Origin of the sequence: Pseudomonas sp. W2Aug9, from assembly GCF_023127755.1 — a bacterium.
Lineage (GTDB): Bacteria > Pseudomonadota > Gammaproteobacteria > Pseudomonadales > Pseudomonadaceae > Aquipseudomonas > Aquipseudomonas synxantha_A.
On sequence record NZ_SPKL01000017.1, the window covers coordinates 1 to 16,180 of the forward strand.

Consider the following 16,180-nt stretch of genomic DNA (forward strand, 5'->3'; position numbering starts at 1 on the left):
TTTCTTCAACAACTTCAACCACTTGCGCTTAAGATCTCTCCGAAGCGGGAGGCGAATTCTACAGGGATTTGCATGTGCGTCAACCCCATTAAATCAAAAAACTCAAAACTCCCATTTGACCTGCCGTGCACCAGGCCTGGAGCCTCTGTGAATCTCTATATATAGAGAAGGGAGCCAGCGCATTGCCCGCACTGGATCCTCCTGACGCAAAAAACAACCTGCAACAAATGCCAGGCTATCAACAGATAGCAGGATTCAGATCGAAGGAAATGCAGCAGAGAGAAAAGCGGATGTCTTGTAGATAGCACTAAACGCCATGGCAGGCGTTCAGTCTATAAAGATGGTGTCCCAGGGCCGGTTCGAACGGCCAACCTTCCCCTTAGGAGGGGGATGCTCTATCCAATTGAGCTACTGGGACAAATGACAAGCGCGTCGCGGATGAGACCAGCGACAGACGGCGTGCATATTAACGGTCGAGGTAGTTTTTGTCATGTCGTCCTTAGGCATTTTGCTTGTAGGGCGATCCTTGCACATATCTTTATAGCTTCACCCAGTAAACACGGGGACTTGCAGTGATCGTGCAAATTGCATTACCTCAAAATGCCATCATTGCAAACTGCAACCCGAAACCACCACATAGGCAAATCAACTAATTGATTTTAAAGGGAAAATAGTTTGGCACGGCATCTGCAATGTTCTTTGCATAAACCAAGCGAACCAAGCACCGCGGAGAACATGACCATGAATAGCATCCTACTATTAGCTCTCAATGCCGTAGCCCTGGCCGCACTGGTGATATTTCATTTCCAGCCAGTCAATACTCAAGATGCCGCACTGGCCAGCCAAGCAGTTCCCCATCATCTGCAACAACGCCCCCAGCTGGCGGTAGTCACTGCTACCGAGCAGTCACCCGTTCTCCTGACCCAAGAAACACAAGCAGCACCTACATCCGAGCACTGGGTTTTCTGAGATAACTATCAATGTCCAAACCTGCCTGGCTTTTTCTATGCTTGACCCTCATGGCAGGCTTTCTGGCCCTCGCTACTGACTCCTCTGGAGTTCAAGCCACCGCCTTCATCGTCAGCGCCGTGTTTGGTAGCCTACTGATATTGGCCCTCATCGCCGGTCGCCGAATCAAGTTCGATCCATTGCTGCGCTAACCCCCTCCCCCCCCCTACCTTATGTCGAATCACCCTAGCAAATCGGCAAACTGCCACTAGGCTTAAGACTGAGGGCAAAAGGCCATATTGCGCTGCGCCCTTCAACCCAGATGCGCCGTAGCCCTGGGCGTTGATGGACTAGCACTGCATCAGCGCCAAAGTTTTCAAACCAGTCCGCAAAAATGCAATTCAGTACTGGCACAAAGCCTTTAGGCGGTTCAATATTTGTCACAGAATTGACGCCAATGAAATGGCAAATCTGAGGCATGATGCGGCCTCTTTGCAATTCGGGTTGAACTTTGGTCGTGAGCCTTGTCTTAACACTCATCTTGCGGCCAATTCCAGAAACCGCTCCCCTGAACTAACCGGTTAAATATATGCGCCCATTGAAACAGGCAATTTATTCCAGCCGTACGGCTGACAAATTCGTCGTACGTCTGCCAGACGGAATGCGGGAACGCATTGCCGAGGTGGCTCGCAATCATCACCGCAGCATGAACTCTGAAATCATCGCACGCCTGGAACAAAGCCTTATTCAGGAAGGTGCCTTGGGTGAAGAGTTGAGCATGCGCCTGGATAGCCCGGAGCTGTCACTGCACGAACGCGAACTGCTGCAGCGTTTTCGTCAGCTCTCCCACCGCCAGCAAAACGCCCTCGTCTCGCTTATCGCTCACGATGTTGAGGCGGCCGCAGAAGCCAATTGATTGACACTGAAAGCCGAAGCCAGCCATGTGCTGGCTTTTTTTTGCCTGAATTTTGGAGATGGGGAGCAAAGCGGGGGCAGACATGCCCCCGCAGAAAGGATCAGAGCAGGAAGATCGTTGCCAGGCCCAGGAAGATGAAGAAGCCACCACTGTCAGTCATGGCAGTAATCATCACGCTGGCTCCCATGGCGGGATCGCGACCAAGGCGCGCGAGCGTCATAGGGATCAATACCCCCATCAAGGCAGCCAGCAGCAGGTTGAGGGTCATGGCGGCCGTCATCACTACACCCAAGGACCAACTGCCATAAAGGAGATAGGCCACCACACCAATCACTCCACCCCACACCAGGCCGTTGATAAGGCCCACAGCCAGCTCCTTGCGCAGTAGGCGTGAAGAGTTGGCCGTACTCACCTGATCCAGCGCCATGGCCCGCACGATCATGGTGATGGTCTGGTTACCGGAGTTACCGCCGATACCCGCCACAATCGGCATCAACGCTGCCAATGCCACCAGCTTTTCGATTGAACCTTCAAACAACCCGATGACACGAGACGCGATAAATGCCGTGATCAGGTTAACCGCCAGCCAGGCCCAGCGGTTATGCAGAGAACGCCAGACTGACGCAAAAATGTCTTCCTCTTCACGCAAACCCGCCATGTTGAGGACTTCGGTTTCACTCTCTTCACGGATCAAGTCAACGATTTCATCGATGGTCAGACGACCGATCAACTTGCCGTTCTTGTCGACTACCGGAGCCGAGATCAAGTCGTAACGCTCAAAGGCCTGGGCCGCGTCGTAGGCATCTTCGTCAGGATGGAAGCTGACGGTATCGCTGGCCATCAGGTCAGCTACTTTCTTCTCTGGATCATTTACCAGCAGGCGCTTGATCGGCAATACGCCTTTGAGAATTCCCTCGTAGTCGACCACGAACAGCTTGTCGGTATGGCCCGGCAGCTCTTTGAGGCGACGCAAGTAACGCAGTACCACTTCCAGACTGACGTCTTCGCGGATGGTGACCATCTCGAAATCCATCAGCGCACCGACCTGGTCCTCGTCATAGGACAGCGCCGATCGCACGCGCTCACGCTGCTGCGTATCGAGCGCCTCCATCAACTCATGGACAACATCCCGGGGCAGCTCAGGTGCCAGGTCGGCCAGTTCGTCCGCATCCATCTCCTTGGCGGCGGCCAGGAGCTCATGATCATCCATGTCGGCGATCAGCGTTTCACGGACCGAGTCAGACACCTCCAGGAGGATGTCACCGTCGCGATCGGCCTTGACCAACTGCCAAAGGGTCAGTCGATCATCCAGCGGCAAAGCTTCGAGGATGTAGGCAACGTCGGCGGAGTGCAGGTCATCGAGCTTGCGTTGTAACTCGACGAGGTTTTGCCGGTGAACCAGGTTTTCAACGCGGTCGTGGTTCGGACCTTCCTGGCGGTGCGTGAGGTCTTCGACCACGCGCTGGCGCTGCAGCAGCTCGATGACTTGAGCCAGACGATCCTGCAGGCTTTCTTGTGTTTTCTTTACTTCTACTTCGGTCATAGGCGAACTCCACTCCCAGCAGCGGGGCACGCCGGAAGGATCAATCAGTCAATTCATGATTGGTAAAACGGGGTACTGAGTCACTACTGGGTAAGTCCATGGAGGTATTCCACAAGCCCCGACGGGGCTGACCGGCGCATGATACACCGCCCGGCCGTTTTAAACGTTAAAAAACTGGAAAGAACAAGCGCTTGCGAGCCAATGTTCAGTATTGGCTGCACCTATAGAAATGCGACGACACGCAGGAGAGGGAAAACACATGGGAAAGATAAAAAGACCCACACCAGGATAAAACCTACATAAACCCCAGACGGCAAAAAGCCCGCACCAGGCGGGCTTTTTGTTTGTATGGTGCACTCGACAGGATTCGAACCTGTGACCGCTCGGTTCGTAGCCGAGTACTCTATCCAGCTGAGCTACGAGTGCAGATTGTGTTTTTAGACCAGATCACAACTGGTTGAAGCCGAGCTACCTGCATCGCTGCAACTAACTCTTAAATGGTGCACTCGACAGGATTCGAACCTGTGACCGCTCGGTTCGTAGCCGAGTACTCTATCCAGCTGAGCTACGAGTGCATTTGTTGCCGCGCATTATAGGCCGTTCAATCTCTATGTAAAGCTATTTTTTCGAGTATTTTCAACAACTTACCGAAAAAACCAGATTGCAACGTACTAAGCAAATAATGGCGGAGAACGGGGGATTCGAACCCCCGACACCCTTTTGAGGTGTACTCCCTTAGCAGGGGAGCGCCTTCGGCCACTCGGCCAGCTCTCCGCAACACGGGGCGTATATTAACCACGTTCATCCCCGTTTGCAAACATAAAAAACGATAAAAATTAAAGGCTTGGTTCTTCGTCCTTCTCTTTCTTGATCCGCAGGTAGATTTCCTCGCGGTGAACCGCTACCTCTTTTGGAGCGTTAACCCCAATACGCACTTGATTGCCTTTGACGCCGAGCACGGTCACGGTGATTTCGCCATCACCGATAATCAGGCTTTCTGCGCAACGACGAGTCAGAATCAGCATGCCTTTCTCCTCACGCATTTCAGTTCAGGAACAACAGTCTGCAAAAAAAAGGCATTCGACCTACAACCCAAAAGCCGTAGCCCTACACACCTAAGTATTGTCGAGCCCACGCAAAAGAACATGCGCCCCACAAAAAAATGAAAGGCGCGGTAAACCGCGCCTTCCTGGCAACACATCACTCGCCCTGTCGGGCCGGAGCGTCAAGCTCAAAAGCGGTATGCAGCGCGCGTACAGCCAGTTCCAGGTACTTCTCTTCGAGCACTACCGAGACTTTGATTTCCGAAGTGGAAATCATCTGGATGTTGATACCCTCCTTGGCGAGGGCCCCGAACATACGGCTGGCAACGCCGGCATGGGAACGCATGCCCACCCCTACGATCGATACCTTGGCAATCTTGGTATCGCCGACCACTTCACGGGCGCCAATCTCGCTCGCTGTGTTCTGCAGGATTTTCAATGCCGCATCGTATTCGTTGCGGTGCACGGTGAAGGTGAAATCGGTGGTGTTATCGTGCGAAACGTTCTGCACGATCATGTCGACTTCAACATTCGCATCGCTGACAGGACCCAGAATCTTGAAAGCCACGCCCGGGGTGTCTGGCACGCCACGGATCGTCAGCTTGGCTTCATCGCGGTTGAAAGCGATGCCGGAAATGATCGGCTGTTCCATGGATTCCTCTTCATCAATAGTAATGAGGGTGCCCGGACCCTCCTTGAAGCTGTGCAATACGCGCAGCGGAACGTTGTACTTGCCGGCGAACTCCACCGCGCGAATCTGCAGCACCTTGGAACCAAGGCTGGCCATTTCCAGCATTTCTTCAAAGGTGATCTTGTCCAGGCGCTGGGCCACTGGCACGACGCGCGGGTCAGTGGTGTAGACGCCATCCACGTCGGTATAGATCTGGCATTCGTCAGCCTTGAGCGCTGCCGCCAGTGCCACACCCGTGGTGTCAGAACCGCCACGCCCGAGGGTGGTGATGTTGCCTTGCTCGTCCACACCTTGGAAACCCGCTACAACTACCACGCGCCCAGCCTTCAGATCAGTACGAATTTTCTGATCATCAATCTGCAGGATACGCGCCTTGGTGTGCGCGCTGTCGGTGAGAATGCGCACCTGGCTGCCCGTGTAGGACACCGCTGGCACGCCACGCTTGTTCAGAGCCATGGCCAACAGCGCAATGGTTACCTGCTCGCCCGTGGACACAATCACATCCAGCTCACGTGGCAACGGCTGTTGATCCCCACTGATAGCCTTGGCCAGGTCGATCAGGCGATTGGTCTCGCCGCTCATGGCTGACAGCACCACAACCAGGTCATCGCCGGCATCGCGGAATTTCTTAACCTTGTCGGCGACCTGCTCGATTCTTTCTACAGAGCCGACCGAGGTGCCTCCAAATTTCTGTACGATCAAAGCCATTTCCAAGCCGCCTCAGCCCGTAAAGGGGCGCCTAATATCCAATCCACCCGCACTGAACAAGCCCGTGACTAGACCACGGGCCGATTAACAGTGCCTTAAATACCTGCCTCGACAAACGGCACGGTCAAGGCCAGGGCCGCATCCAGGGCACCGGCATCTACACCACCGCCTTGTGCCATGTCCGGACGACCACCGCCCTTGCCGCCCACTGCCGCAGCGGCTTGCTTCATCAAATCACCGGCCTTGAGTTGGCCAGTCAGGTCTTTGGTTACACCGGCAACCAGAACGACCTTATCCTCATGGACACTGCCGAGCAGGATCACTGCGCGGCCGAGCTTGTTCTTCAACTGATCGACCAAGGCCAACAACGCCTTGCCGTCCTGACCGTCCAGGCGCGCCGCCAGAACTTTCACATCCTTGACGTCAACCGCCGAGGCCGACAGATCATCGCCCGCAGCGCTGGCCGCCTTGGCCTGCAACTGCTCCAGCTGTTTCTCCAGCGCACGGTTGCGCTCCAGCACGGCAGACAGTTTGTCGATCAGATTGTCACGGCTGCCCTTGACCAGACTGGCCGCTTCCTTGAGTTGTTCTTCGGCGGCATTGAGGTAAGCCAGGGCCGCAGCACCGGTCACCGCCTCGATACGACGCACACCGGACGCCACACCACCTTCGCTGATGATTTTCAGCAGGCCGATATCGCCGGTACGGTTAGCGTGGATACCACCACACAGCTCGACCGAGAAGCTACCACCCATGCTCAGCACGCGAACTTCGTCGCCGTACTTCTCGCCAAACAACGCCATGGCGCCCTTGGCCTTGGCGGTTTCGATGTCAGTTTCTTCAGTTTCTACCGGCGTGTTCTTGCGCACCTCGGCATTGACAATATCTTCCAGCGCCTTGATCTGCTCAGGCTTGATTGCTTCAAAGTGGCTGAAGTCAAACCGCAGGCGCTGGCTGTCGACCAACGAGCCCTTTTGCTGAACATGCTCGCCCAGCACTTGACGCAAGGCAGCGTGAAGCAGGTGAGTGGCCGAGTGGTTCAACGCAGTTGCGTGCCGTACGTCGGCATCGACCTGGGTATCCACTGGTGCGCCGACGGTCAGGCTGCCCAGCACCAACACACCGTGATGCAGGAAAGCACCGCCGGTCTTGGTGGTGTCGCGCACCTCGAAACGGCCGGACGTCGAGCTGAGGAAACCACAATCACCAATCTGGCCACCTGACTCGGCGTAGAACGGGGTCTGGTCCAGCACCACCACGGCTTCTTCGCCTTCGCTCAATACATCGACCGACTTGCCGTCTTTATAGATGGCAACGATCTTGGCCGAGCCGGCGGTAGCCTTGTAGCCGATGAACTCGGTGGGCACGTCAACCTTGACCAGGGTGTTGTAGTCCAGGCCAAAGGAGCTGGCGGAACGCGCACGCACACGCTGGGCTTCCATCTCACGCTCAAACCCGGCTTCATCGATGGTCAGCTCGCGTTCACGGGCGATATCGGCGGTCAGGTCCATCGGGAAACCGTAGGTGTCGTAAAGCTTGAACACCACGTCGCCCGGTACCACAGAGCCTTTGAGCTCAGCCAGGTCCTGCTCGAGAATCTTCAGGCCGTGCTCCAGTGTCTTGGAGAACTGCTCCTCCTCGGCCTTGAGTACGCGCTCGATATTGCTCTGCTGCTGCTTGAGTTCCGGGAAGGCATCGCCCATCTCGGCAACCAGTGCAGCCACGATTTTGTAGAAGAAGCTGCCGGTGGCACCCAGCTTGTTACCGTGACGGCAGGCGCGACGGATGATGCGACGCAGCACGTAGCCACGCCCTTCATTGGACGGCAACACACCATCGGCAATCAGGAAGCCACAGGAACGGATGTGGTCCGATACCACTTTGAGCGACGACTGGCCTTCATTGGTGCAACCAATGGCCGCAGCCGAAGCGCTCAGCAGGTTGGTGAACAGGTCGATTTCATAGTTGGAATGAACGTGCTGCATGACCGCACTGATCCGCTCCAGGCCCATGCCGGTGTCCACCGACGGCGCCGGCAGCGGATGCAACACGCCATCGGCGGTGCGATTGAACTGCATGAACACGTTGTTCCAGATTTCGATGTAACGGTCACCGTCTTCATCCGGCGAGCCGGGTGGGCCACCCCAGATGTCCGCACCGTGATCGTAGAAGATTTCGGTGCAAGGGCCGCACGGGCCGGTATCGCCCATGGTCCAGAAGTTATCGGAAGCATAAGGCGCACCCTTGTTGTCGCCGATACGAATCATGCGCTCGGCAGGTACACCGATTTGCTGGGTCCAGATGTCATAGGCTTCGTCGTCCGTCGCGTAGACGGTAACCCAGAGTTTTTCCTTGGGCAGTTTCAGCACGCCGGTCAGGAAGGTCCAGGCGAAGGTAATCGCATCCTTCTTGAAATAGTCGCCGAAGCTGAAGTTACCCAGCATTTCGAAGAACGTGTGGTGACGCGCGGTGTAACCGACGTTTTCCAGGTCGCTGTTCTTGCCGCCGGCGCGTACGCACTTCTGGCTGCTGGTGGCGCGAGTATAGGCGCGCTTTTCCTGGCCCAGGAAACAGTCCTTGAACTGGTTCATCCCCGCGTTAGTGAACAGCAGGGTGGGGTCATTGCCTGGGATCAAGGAGCTGGAGGCTACACGGGTGTGACCTTGCTCTTCGAAGAAGCGAAGGAAGGCTTCACGGATTTCTGCGCTTTTCATTAGGTTCTTCCACGGAGGCTGCGGCCAAAGGCCAGTACGCAACATCATCAGACGGAGCGACGGCAAAGGGCCGCATTATATCGGCCCTTCGCCGGTGGTACAGCGTGTTTATGTGATAGAAACAGTCAATTAGACGGTCTGCACTGTCATTTCTGCGAAAATGCGACGAATGTCTGCACGACTTGCTCGATCTGTGCCCGGCTGACATCCAGATGGGTGACCATACGCAGGCGCGGCGCGGCACTCAACTTGATCCCGCGCTCTGCGGCAAAGGCTTTCAACGCCTGCGCCTGCTCGCCAATTTGCACATAGACCATGTTGGTCTGCACCGGCTCCACCGTGTAACCGACCTTGCGCAGCTCATCACCCAGCCACTGCGCGTTGGCGTGGTCCTCGGCCAGGCGCTGTACCTGATGATCCAGGGCATACAGCCCCGCTGCCGCCAACGAACCTGCCTGACGCATTCCGCCACCGACCATCTTGCGCAGGCGCCGGGCCTTGGCGATCAACGCCGTGGAACCGCACAGCACCGAGCCGACCGGTGCGCCAAGGCCCTTGGACAGGCACACCGACACCGAATCGAAATGCTTGGCGATGTCACGCGCATCCACCCCCAGCTTGATCGCTGCGTTGTAGATCCGCGCCCCGTCCAGGTGCAAGGCCAGGCCATGCTCACGGGTAAACGCGCGCGCCTTGGCCAGGTACTCCATCGGCAGGACCTTGCCTTGCATGGTGTTTTCCAGCGCCAGCAAGCGCGTGCGGGCAAAGTGGAAATCGTCAGGCTTGATCGCCGCCAGCACGTGGTCAAGGTCCAGGGAACCGTCCGCTTGCACTTCCAGCGGCTGCGGCTGGATCGAGCCCAGCACGGCCGCCCCGCCGCCTTCGTATTTGTAGGTATGGGCCTGCTGGCCGACGATATATTCCTCGCCGCGCTCACAGTGGGCCATCAATGCCAGCAAATTGCTCATGGTGCCAGTGGGCACGAACAGCGCGGCGGCGAAGCCCAGACGCTTGGCCAGTTCCGCCTCCAGCTTGTTGACGCTGGGGTCTTCGCCATAGACGTCATCACCGCTGACGGCGCCGGCCATCGCGTCGAGCATACCGGGGGTGGGTTGGGTCACGGTGTCGCTGCGCAGGTCAATCACGGTCATGAAGGGGGCCTCTAACGGAATGGATAAGTCCTTTTGTGTGTGATTACTGCGGGCAAAGCCACGCAATATCAAGCCCCCACTGCATTCAATCGAATACCAACCAAACAAACCGATATAGCTTATCGATACGGCAACCGTGCAGTTTTTGAAAAACCGTGTTAAAAACTCTCCGCCGCCAGGGTTCTGGCAGCAACGTTCTCAGGGCGGGGTGCAATTCCCCACCGGCGGTAATTGCACGCAATGTGCATAGCCCGCGAGCGCTTGGCGCCTCGAACTGCTCCGGCAGGACGGCGACAAGGTCAGCAGACCCGGTGTGATCCCGGGGCCGACGGTCATAGTCCGGATGAAGAGAGAACGGGATTGGCACCTAAGGGCCGCGCACTGACCTCATGCTTGCATGACGCCGTTGTGCATACCCTTAAATCCCATTCGATTCATAACGCCCTGTTTTTTTCTTAAACAGGAGTCAGAACATGCAACCCACCGCAATCGACAGCAAAAGCAAAAACCATCACGGCGAGCGCGTCGCGTTTATCCAGGCCTGCTGGCACAAGGATATCGTCGACCAATCGCGCAAAGGCTTTCTTGCCGAAATGATCGCCCAAGGCTATCAGGAATCGGACATCGACTTCTTTGAAGTCGGCGGTGCCTTTGAATTGCCCCTGCACGCCAAGTTGCTGGCCAAGACCGGTCGCTATGCCGGCATCGTCGCCGCCGCGCTGGTGGTGGATGGTGGCATCTACCGGCACGAATTCGTGGCCCAGTCAGTGGTCAGCGGTTTGATGCAGGTTCAACTGGAAACTGAAGTGCCGGTGTTCTCGGTGTCCCTGACGCCGCACCACTTCCACGCCGGCAGCGAGCACACTACGTTCTTCTATGAGCACTTCGTGCACAAGGGTCAGGAAGCTGCGCGTACCTGCGCCGATACCCTGCACAAGGTGCGGGCGATCCGCCGTAGTGAGCCGCGTGCTGTAGCGGTCTAAGCAACACTGCAAAACAACATGTGGGAGGGGGCTTGCCCCCGATGGCGGTGAGTCAGCTGCAGATGGGCTGACTGGTATACGGCTATCGGGGGCAAGTCGAAACGTCGCACCGCCCCTCCCACATTTGGATCCAGTTGGACTTAAGATTTAAGCCAACCCAGCATCCGTGGCAGGCACGATAAGAATCCCTGCGCGCAAACCATTCTTCACCTTCGGGTTGGGGAAGATGATGCGGGCACCCTCCTCCTCGATCACCCAGCGCGTCTTGGCCACGTCTTCGGCCAGCAGATAACCCTTTTCCAATTGCGAAAAGTTTTCCACATCCGCCGGCAGGTGCATCAGGAAGGCGTCGCTGTGCTTGATGACCTCGCGAGAGACGGCAAACAGTTGCAGGCCGTCCAGGCTTTCTGTCGGCGGCTCATCGCCTTCAATGATGTGCTTGAGGCGCGCCTCCAGCCGGGACACGTCCACGCTCTGGTTCTGCCCGAACGGCCGGGCCTTGCCCAGTTCCAGGGTGAAGGCTTCGGCTTCCAACTGTTCGTAGGTAAACGCAGTGAAAGTGATCGAGGTTTTGTTCTGCAGCAATACCGCTTGCATACCGCCGGCGTTCAGGCGCGCCAGTTCACGGCGCGAATGCTGACGCCCCTCCTTCCACGGATAGAGGGCAAACTGCTCGATCTTAGAACCACGAATCGCGGTGTGCAGGTCGTAGTGCAGGCGTGATCGACCGGGCTGGCTGAAAAAACTGCGCGCCAGTTGCTCGAGTTCGGCAGCGCGCATGGCCTCGGGGCCGATGTTGCTTTCATGCCGGCCGTTGAACAGCCGGTTGATGTCCAGTTCGAGATAACGCTCGCCGCGGCGCATGGCCTCGGGGTTGCCGAACAGGAACAGAATACGGGAGCGGGGTTTGATTTCCCCACGGGCGATGCCATGCAACAGGCGATCAAGCAGTTCGATCGGCGCGGTTTCGTTGCCATGAATGCCGGACGACAGCAGCAGGTCGCTGCCATTGTCCCGAGCCTCAGGGGGGCGCACTTCGAGCGCGCCCTCGCTGAGCCAGCGCATCTGCACGCCGTCGACAGTCAGTTGAATTTTTTGCGCCGGTTCGCGACCGGCGAGGGTCAGTTCAAGCAGTTTGCCGAGGGCGAGCATAAGCAGCTTCCTTAGTGGTTGCAGCCAGGACCATGGACGTGATCGTCGTCATCACCCTCAACGTCGGCCGGTTCCATTTCCAGTTGCAGGCTCATCAGGTTGGTCGCCAAGGGACGCATCAGCAGATTGGCGTACTCGGCGTCGCCCTCTTCGACGTCCACACCAATCAGCAGTTGGCCACGGCCGTCGTGCTGGATCCAGATCTCCTTGCCCTGCCAGACCACGGCAACGCGGGTGCAGGACGTTTCCAGCTGGGTGCCGTCGGTGTCTTCAAGGATCAGCTTCAGGGTGTCGGTCATAAATAAAATATCTCAGCCGTATGGCGTTAATTGATCTGGAAAGGATAAACCGAGCCCAGTTTAAGGATTTGCGTCAGTTCATCCAGTGCCGTCCGGCACTCAAGCAGCAACTGCGGGTCAGCCAGGTCGGTTTCGCGCAGGCTGTCGCGGTAGTGCTTGCCAACCCATTGGGTCAGGGTTTCGTACAGTGGCGCGGTCATGATAACGCCTGGATTCACCGCCGCCAGTTCGGTTTCGTTCAAGGCGACGCGCAAACGCAGGCACGCCGGGCCGCCGCCGTTCTGCATACTTTGCTTGAGGTCGAACACTTTGACTTCGCGGATCAGCCCACCGGAGTTGGTCAGGCCCTGCAGGTAGTGCCACACACGCTCATTGCTGCGGCACTCTTCCGGCACAATCAGCAGCATCGAACCGTCAGGGCGGGTCAGCAACTGGCTGTTGAACAGGTAGGAACGCACCGCGTCCTCGACACTGACCTGGGCACGGGGTACGCAGACGGATTGGAAGTTGCCGCCCAGCTTGCCCAACTTGGCTTGCAGCTCGGCGAGCATCTGTTCAGTGTTGAGGAATGCGTCCTCGTGGTAGAACAGCATCTCGCCGTTGCCCACCGCGATTACATCGTTGTGGAACACGCCGGCATCGATCACCGCCGGGTTCTGCTGGGCGTAGACCACACCGTCATCCTTCAAGCCGTGCAGGCGCGCGACTGCCTGGGATGCTTCAAGGGTCTGGCGCGCCGGGTACTTCTGCGGGGCCGGGTAACGGCTGTCGAAGGCACTGCGGCCAAACACGAAGAACTCAACACCGGCCTCACCGTACTCACGGCAAAAGCGCGTGTGGTTGGCCGCGCCCTCATCACCGAACTGCGCCACCGCCGGCAAGGCGGCGTGGTGGGCAAAGTGCTTTGCATCGGCGAACATCGCGCCCAGCACGCGGCTGGTGGTGGGGTGTTCGATGCTGCGATGGTACTTGCAGTTGAGGTTGGCGGCGGTGAAATGCACGCGACCGTCTGCGGTATCAGCGCTCGGGCTGACAGTGGCCGCGTTGGCTACCCACATGCTGGAAGCCGAGCAGCTCGCTACCAGCAACGGCATGGCCTGCTTGGCCGCTTGCTGAATTACCTGGGCGTCGGTTCCGCTGAAACCCAGGTTGCGCAAAGCAGCCACATCCGGGCGTTCCTGGGGCGCCAACACACCTTGCACAAAGCCCATGTCCATCAGGGCTTTCATTTTCTGCAGGCCCTGCAACGCCGCTTCCTTGGGGTTGGAATGTTGCTGGCTGTTGCTTTGGGATGCGACGTTGCCGAAAGACAAACCGCCGTAGTTATGGGTCGGCCCCACTAGACCGTCAAAATTGACTTCACAGGATTTCATCGGCGAGGCTCCACGAACATCTGTTTTTATAGGCATCAAATTACTGAATACACCACAGTTCAAATGTGGGAGGGCGCTTGCTCCCGATAGCAGGGTGTCAGTTGACTAATTAGGTGACTGACACACCGCCATCGGGAGCAAGCCCCTCCCACGTTCAGATCAGTGTAATGCCAGGGGTCAACGTGGCTGGCATCACCAGACTCGGCGTTTCCAGCGACGCCACCGGATACGCACAATAATCGGCCGCGTAATACGCACTGGCCCGATGGTTACCCGAGGCCCCTACCCCGCCAAACGGTGCGGTACTGGCGGCGCCGGTCAACTGCTTGTTCCAGTTGACGATACCGGCACGGCTTTCCAGCCAGAACTGCTGGTAACGCGCTTCGCTATCCGACAACAGGCCAGCGGCCAGGCCGTATTGGGTGTTGTTGGCCTCTGCGATTGCCTCGGCGAAATCCGCGTAGCGAATCACCTGCAACAGCGGGCCGAACAGTTCTTCGTCTTCACGCTCGGTTACGCCGGTCACGTCGATGATGCCTGGGGTCAGCAATGCGGCCTGATCCTGTGGCTGGGTCATTTCCAGCAGCGCTACGGCGCCATTGGCCAACATCAATTCCTGGGCGTCCATCAAGGCTTTCGCCGCGCCAAGGGAGATTACCGAGCCCATGAACGGCGGTGGTTGCTGGTCGAACGCACCGACTTCAATCGTTGCGCTCACCGCCACCAACCGCGCCAGCAATGCATCGCCCCAGGCGCCTTCCGGCACCAACAAGCGACGGGCGCAGGTGCAACGCTGACCAGCCGAGATAAACGCAGACTGGATGATGGTGTAGACCGCCGCATCCACATCGGCCACTTCATCCACGACCAGCGGGTTGTTGCCGCCCATTTCCAGGGCGAGGATTTTGTCCGGGCGTCCCGAAAACTGCTGATGCAGATGATTGCCGGTGCGGCTGGACCCGGTGAAGAACAAGCCGTCTATGCCGGGGTTGGCGGCCAGGGCGATGCCGGTTTCCCGCGCGCCTTGCAGCAGGTTCAACACGCCCGCCGGCAGCCCGGCTTCGATCCAGCATTGCACGGTCAGCTCGGCAACTTTCGGGGTCAGCTCGCTGGGTTTGAACAGCACGGTATTACCCGCCAGCAAGGCAGGGACGATATGGCCGTTGGGCAAATGCCCGGGGAAGTTGTACGGGCCGAACACCGCCACCACGCCGTGAGGCTTGTGACGCAATACCGCGGTGGCGTCACCCAATGGGCCGCTCTTTTCGCCGGTGCGCTCACGATAACTCTGCACCGAGATGGCGATCTTGTTGGCCATGCTGGTGACTTCGGTAGCCGATTCCCACAAGGGTTTACCGGTTTCCTCACCAATGCAGCGGGCAATTTCATCGGCACGGCTTTTCAGGGTGCTGGCAAAGGCTTCCAGCACGCTGATGCGTTCTTCCAACGGCAGACGAGCCCACGCGGGGAATGCCTGGCGTGCCGCCTGCACGGCGGACTCGACCTGCTCGACGGTGGCGCCGTTGCCGGCCCACAATACCTGCTGGGTCACCGGGTTGCGCGATTCGAACAACTCACCCTGGCCGGCCAGCCAGCTACCTGCGATATACAGCGAATTCATTACTTGGGCTCCCGAGCAGCAGACAACGGTACGGCACGCACTTGATCACCCACTACCAGCTGCAGGCGCTTGGCGGTCTGCGGATCGACCACCAGGGTACCTGCCGCCAGCCGGGCCGGAGCAGCAGTGATACGGCACTCCTCGCGCTTGCGGTTATGGATCAGGAACGGCGTGGCGTCGTCCCCCGGCGTGCCGATGGCCAACACCAGCGACTGGCTGTCGCGCACCGCACGGATTTTGCTGGTTTCGCACTCTACCGCTGGGCCTGCATCGAAGATATCGACATAGCCCTGATAGCTGAACCCTTCGCTCTTGAGCATGCTCAGGGCCGGCTCGGTGTCCGGATGGACCTTGCCGATCACGTTGCGCGCATCCTCGGACAGGAAGCAGCTGTACAGCGGAAACTTCGGCATCAGCTCGGCGATAAACGCCTTGTTGCCCACACCGGTAAGGTAGTCGGCCTGGCTGAACTCCATTTTGAAGAAGTGTCGACCCAGGCTTTCCCAGAACGGCGAACGCCCGGCGTCGTTGGATACGCCGCGCATCTCGGCAATGATCTTGTTGCCGAACAATTGCGGGAACTCCGCGATAAACAACATGCGCGCCTTGGCCAACATGCGGCCGTTAAGACCGTTGCGATAATCGGCATGCAAAAACAACGAGCACAATTCGGAATTGCCGGTGAGGTCGTTGGCCAGAAACAGCGTCGGAATCTCGCGGTAGATATTCAGCTCCTGGGAGGCGCTGACGGTCAGCCCGACCCGGAAGTTGTACCAGGGCTCACGCAGGCCCACGGCACCGGCAATGGCAGAAATGCCGACCACGCGGCCTTCATCGTTTTCCAGCACGAACAGGTAGTCGGCATCGCCGCGCCCGGCTTCGCCGCGAAAGGTTTTTTCCGCCCAGCCAACCCGGTGGGTCAGGCGCTCTTCGTTGGCCGGCAAAGTGGTGAGGCCGGTGCCGGTGCTGCGCGCCAGATCAATCAGGGCCGGTAAATCGCTGCTGCGTACGGGACGAACGATCATGCTATCTCCTCGA

The 16,180-nt window shown here is 58.0% G+C and carries 14 protein-coding genes, 4 tRNA genes and 1 riboswitch; of the genes, 4 read left to right on the plus strand and 14 right to left on the minus strand.

Going from position 1 to position 16,180, the window contains the following annotated elements:
• Positions 1–341 precede the first annotated feature (341 nt).
• Positions 342–418, minus strand: a tRNA-Arg gene (locus E3O56_RS13225).
• Positions 419–741: 323 nt separating this feature from the next.
• Between E3O56_RS13225 and E3O56_RS13230 the strand changes: the two genes are divergently transcribed.
• The 3 genes from E3O56_RS13230 (at position 742) to E3O56_RS13240 (ending at position 1,864) form a co-directional block, all read left to right on the plus strand.
• Complete coding sequence (locus tag E3O56_RS13230) at positions 742–969, plus strand: hypothetical protein (protein ID WP_078822109.1); 228 nt, start codon at positions 742–744, stop codon at positions 967–969.
• Between the two features lie 11 nt (positions 970–980).
• Entirely contained in the window at positions 981–1,160 is a 180-nt protein-coding gene (locus E3O56_RS13235) for a PA3371 family protein (RefSeq protein WP_032879837.1), read from the plus strand.
• A gap of 377 nt (positions 1,161–1,537) precedes the next feature.
• Positions 1,538–1,864, plus strand: coding sequence for an Arc family DNA-binding protein (locus tag E3O56_RS13240; RefSeq protein ID WP_003193592.1), 327 nt, complete (start codon positions 1,538–1,540; stop codon positions 1,862–1,864).
• A gap of 100 nt (positions 1,865–1,964) precedes the next feature.
• On the opposite strand, the gene mgtE is transcribed toward E3O56_RS13240, so the two are convergent.
• From mgtE to ltaE, 8 genes are all read right to left on the minus strand, one after another.
• The gene (gene mgtE, locus E3O56_RS13245) at positions 1,965–3,407 is read right to left on the minus strand and encodes a magnesium transporter (RefSeq protein WP_005790606.1); all 1,443 of its coding nucleotides are present in this window, start codon (positions 3,405–3,407) and stop codon (positions 1,965–1,967) included.
• 349 nt (positions 3,408–3,756) lie between these two features.
• Positions 3,757–3,833: transfer RNA gene (locus E3O56_RS13250), tRNA-Arg, on the minus strand.
• Positions 3,834–3,905: 72 nt separating this feature from the next.
• A tRNA-Arg gene (locus E3O56_RS13255) sits at positions 3,906–3,982 on the minus strand.
• A gap of 108 nt (positions 3,983–4,090) precedes the next feature.
• Positions 4,091–4,181 (minus strand) — tRNA-Ser (locus E3O56_RS13260).
• Positions 4,182–4,243: 62 nt separating this feature from the next.
• Complete coding sequence (gene csrA / locus E3O56_RS13265; protein WP_003175645.1) at positions 4,244–4,432, minus strand: carbon storage regulator CsrA; 189 nt, start codon at positions 4,430–4,432, stop codon at positions 4,244–4,246.
• 175 nt (positions 4,433–4,607) lie between these two features.
• Positions 4,608–5,849: an aspartate kinase gene (locus tag E3O56_RS13270; protein ID WP_005790609.1), complete on the minus strand. Its 1,242-nt coding sequence runs from the start codon at positions 5,847–5,849 to the stop codon at positions 4,608–4,610.
• Positions 5,850–5,944: 95 nt separating this feature from the next.
• Positions 5,945–8,563 carry an alanine--tRNA ligase gene (gene alaS, locus E3O56_RS13275; protein ID WP_032879836.1) on the minus strand — a complete coding sequence of 873 codons (2,619 nt, stop codon included), beginning with the start codon at positions 8,561–8,563 and terminating at the stop codon, positions 5,945–5,947.
• Between the two features lie 146 nt (positions 8,564–8,709).
• The gene (gene ltaE, locus E3O56_RS13280; protein WP_078822111.1) at positions 8,710–9,714 is read right to left on the minus strand and encodes a low-specificity L-threonine aldolase; all 1,005 of its coding nucleotides are present in this window, start codon (positions 9,712–9,714) and stop codon (positions 8,710–8,712) included.
• 190 nt (positions 9,715–9,904) lie between these two features.
• Positions 9,905–10,074, plus strand: a riboswitch (FMN riboswitch).
• Between the two features lie 113 nt (positions 10,075–10,187).
• Here ltaE and E3O56_RS13285 point away from each other — a divergent pair.
• Complete coding sequence (locus E3O56_RS13285; RefSeq protein ID WP_032879834.1) at positions 10,188–10,697, plus strand: 6,7-dimethyl-8-ribityllumazine synthase; 510 nt, start codon at positions 10,188–10,190, stop codon at positions 10,695–10,697.
• Positions 10,698–10,844: 147 nt separating this feature from the next.
• On the opposite strand, the gene astE is transcribed toward E3O56_RS13285, so the two are convergent.
• The 5 genes from astE to astA form a co-directional block, all read right to left on the minus strand.
• The gene (gene astE / locus E3O56_RS13290) at positions 10,845–11,849 is read right to left on the minus strand and encodes a succinylglutamate desuccinylase (protein ID WP_032879833.1); all 1,005 of its coding nucleotides are present in this window, start codon (positions 11,847–11,849) and stop codon (positions 10,845–10,847) included.
• Positions 11,850–11,860: 11 nt separating this feature from the next.
• Positions 11,861–12,148 carry a hypothetical protein gene (locus tag E3O56_RS13295; RefSeq protein ID WP_003175651.1) on the minus strand — a complete coding sequence of 96 codons (288 nt, stop codon included), beginning with the start codon at positions 12,146–12,148 and terminating at the stop codon, positions 11,861–11,863.
• A 26-nt stretch (positions 12,149–12,174) separates the two neighbouring features.
• Positions 12,175–13,521 (minus strand): N-succinylarginine dihydrolase, encoded by a 1,347-nt coding sequence (astB, locus tag E3O56_RS13300; RefSeq protein ID WP_032879832.1) that lies wholly within the window; start codon positions 13,519–13,521, stop codon positions 12,175–12,177.
• A 154-nt stretch (positions 13,522–13,675) separates the two neighbouring features.
• A complete protein-coding gene (gene astD, locus E3O56_RS13305; protein WP_148853736.1) occupies positions 13,676–15,142 on the minus strand; it encodes a succinylglutamate-semialdehyde dehydrogenase in 1,467 nt (488 codons plus the stop codon).
• Positions 15,142–16,167 carry an arginine N-succinyltransferase gene (astA, locus tag E3O56_RS13310; RefSeq protein WP_032879830.1) on the minus strand — a complete coding sequence of 342 codons (1,026 nt, stop codon included), beginning with the start codon at positions 16,165–16,167 and terminating at the stop codon, positions 15,142–15,144. Before astA ends, astD begins: the two co-directional genes overlap by 1 nt.
• Positions 16,168–16,180: the final 13 nt, after the last annotated feature.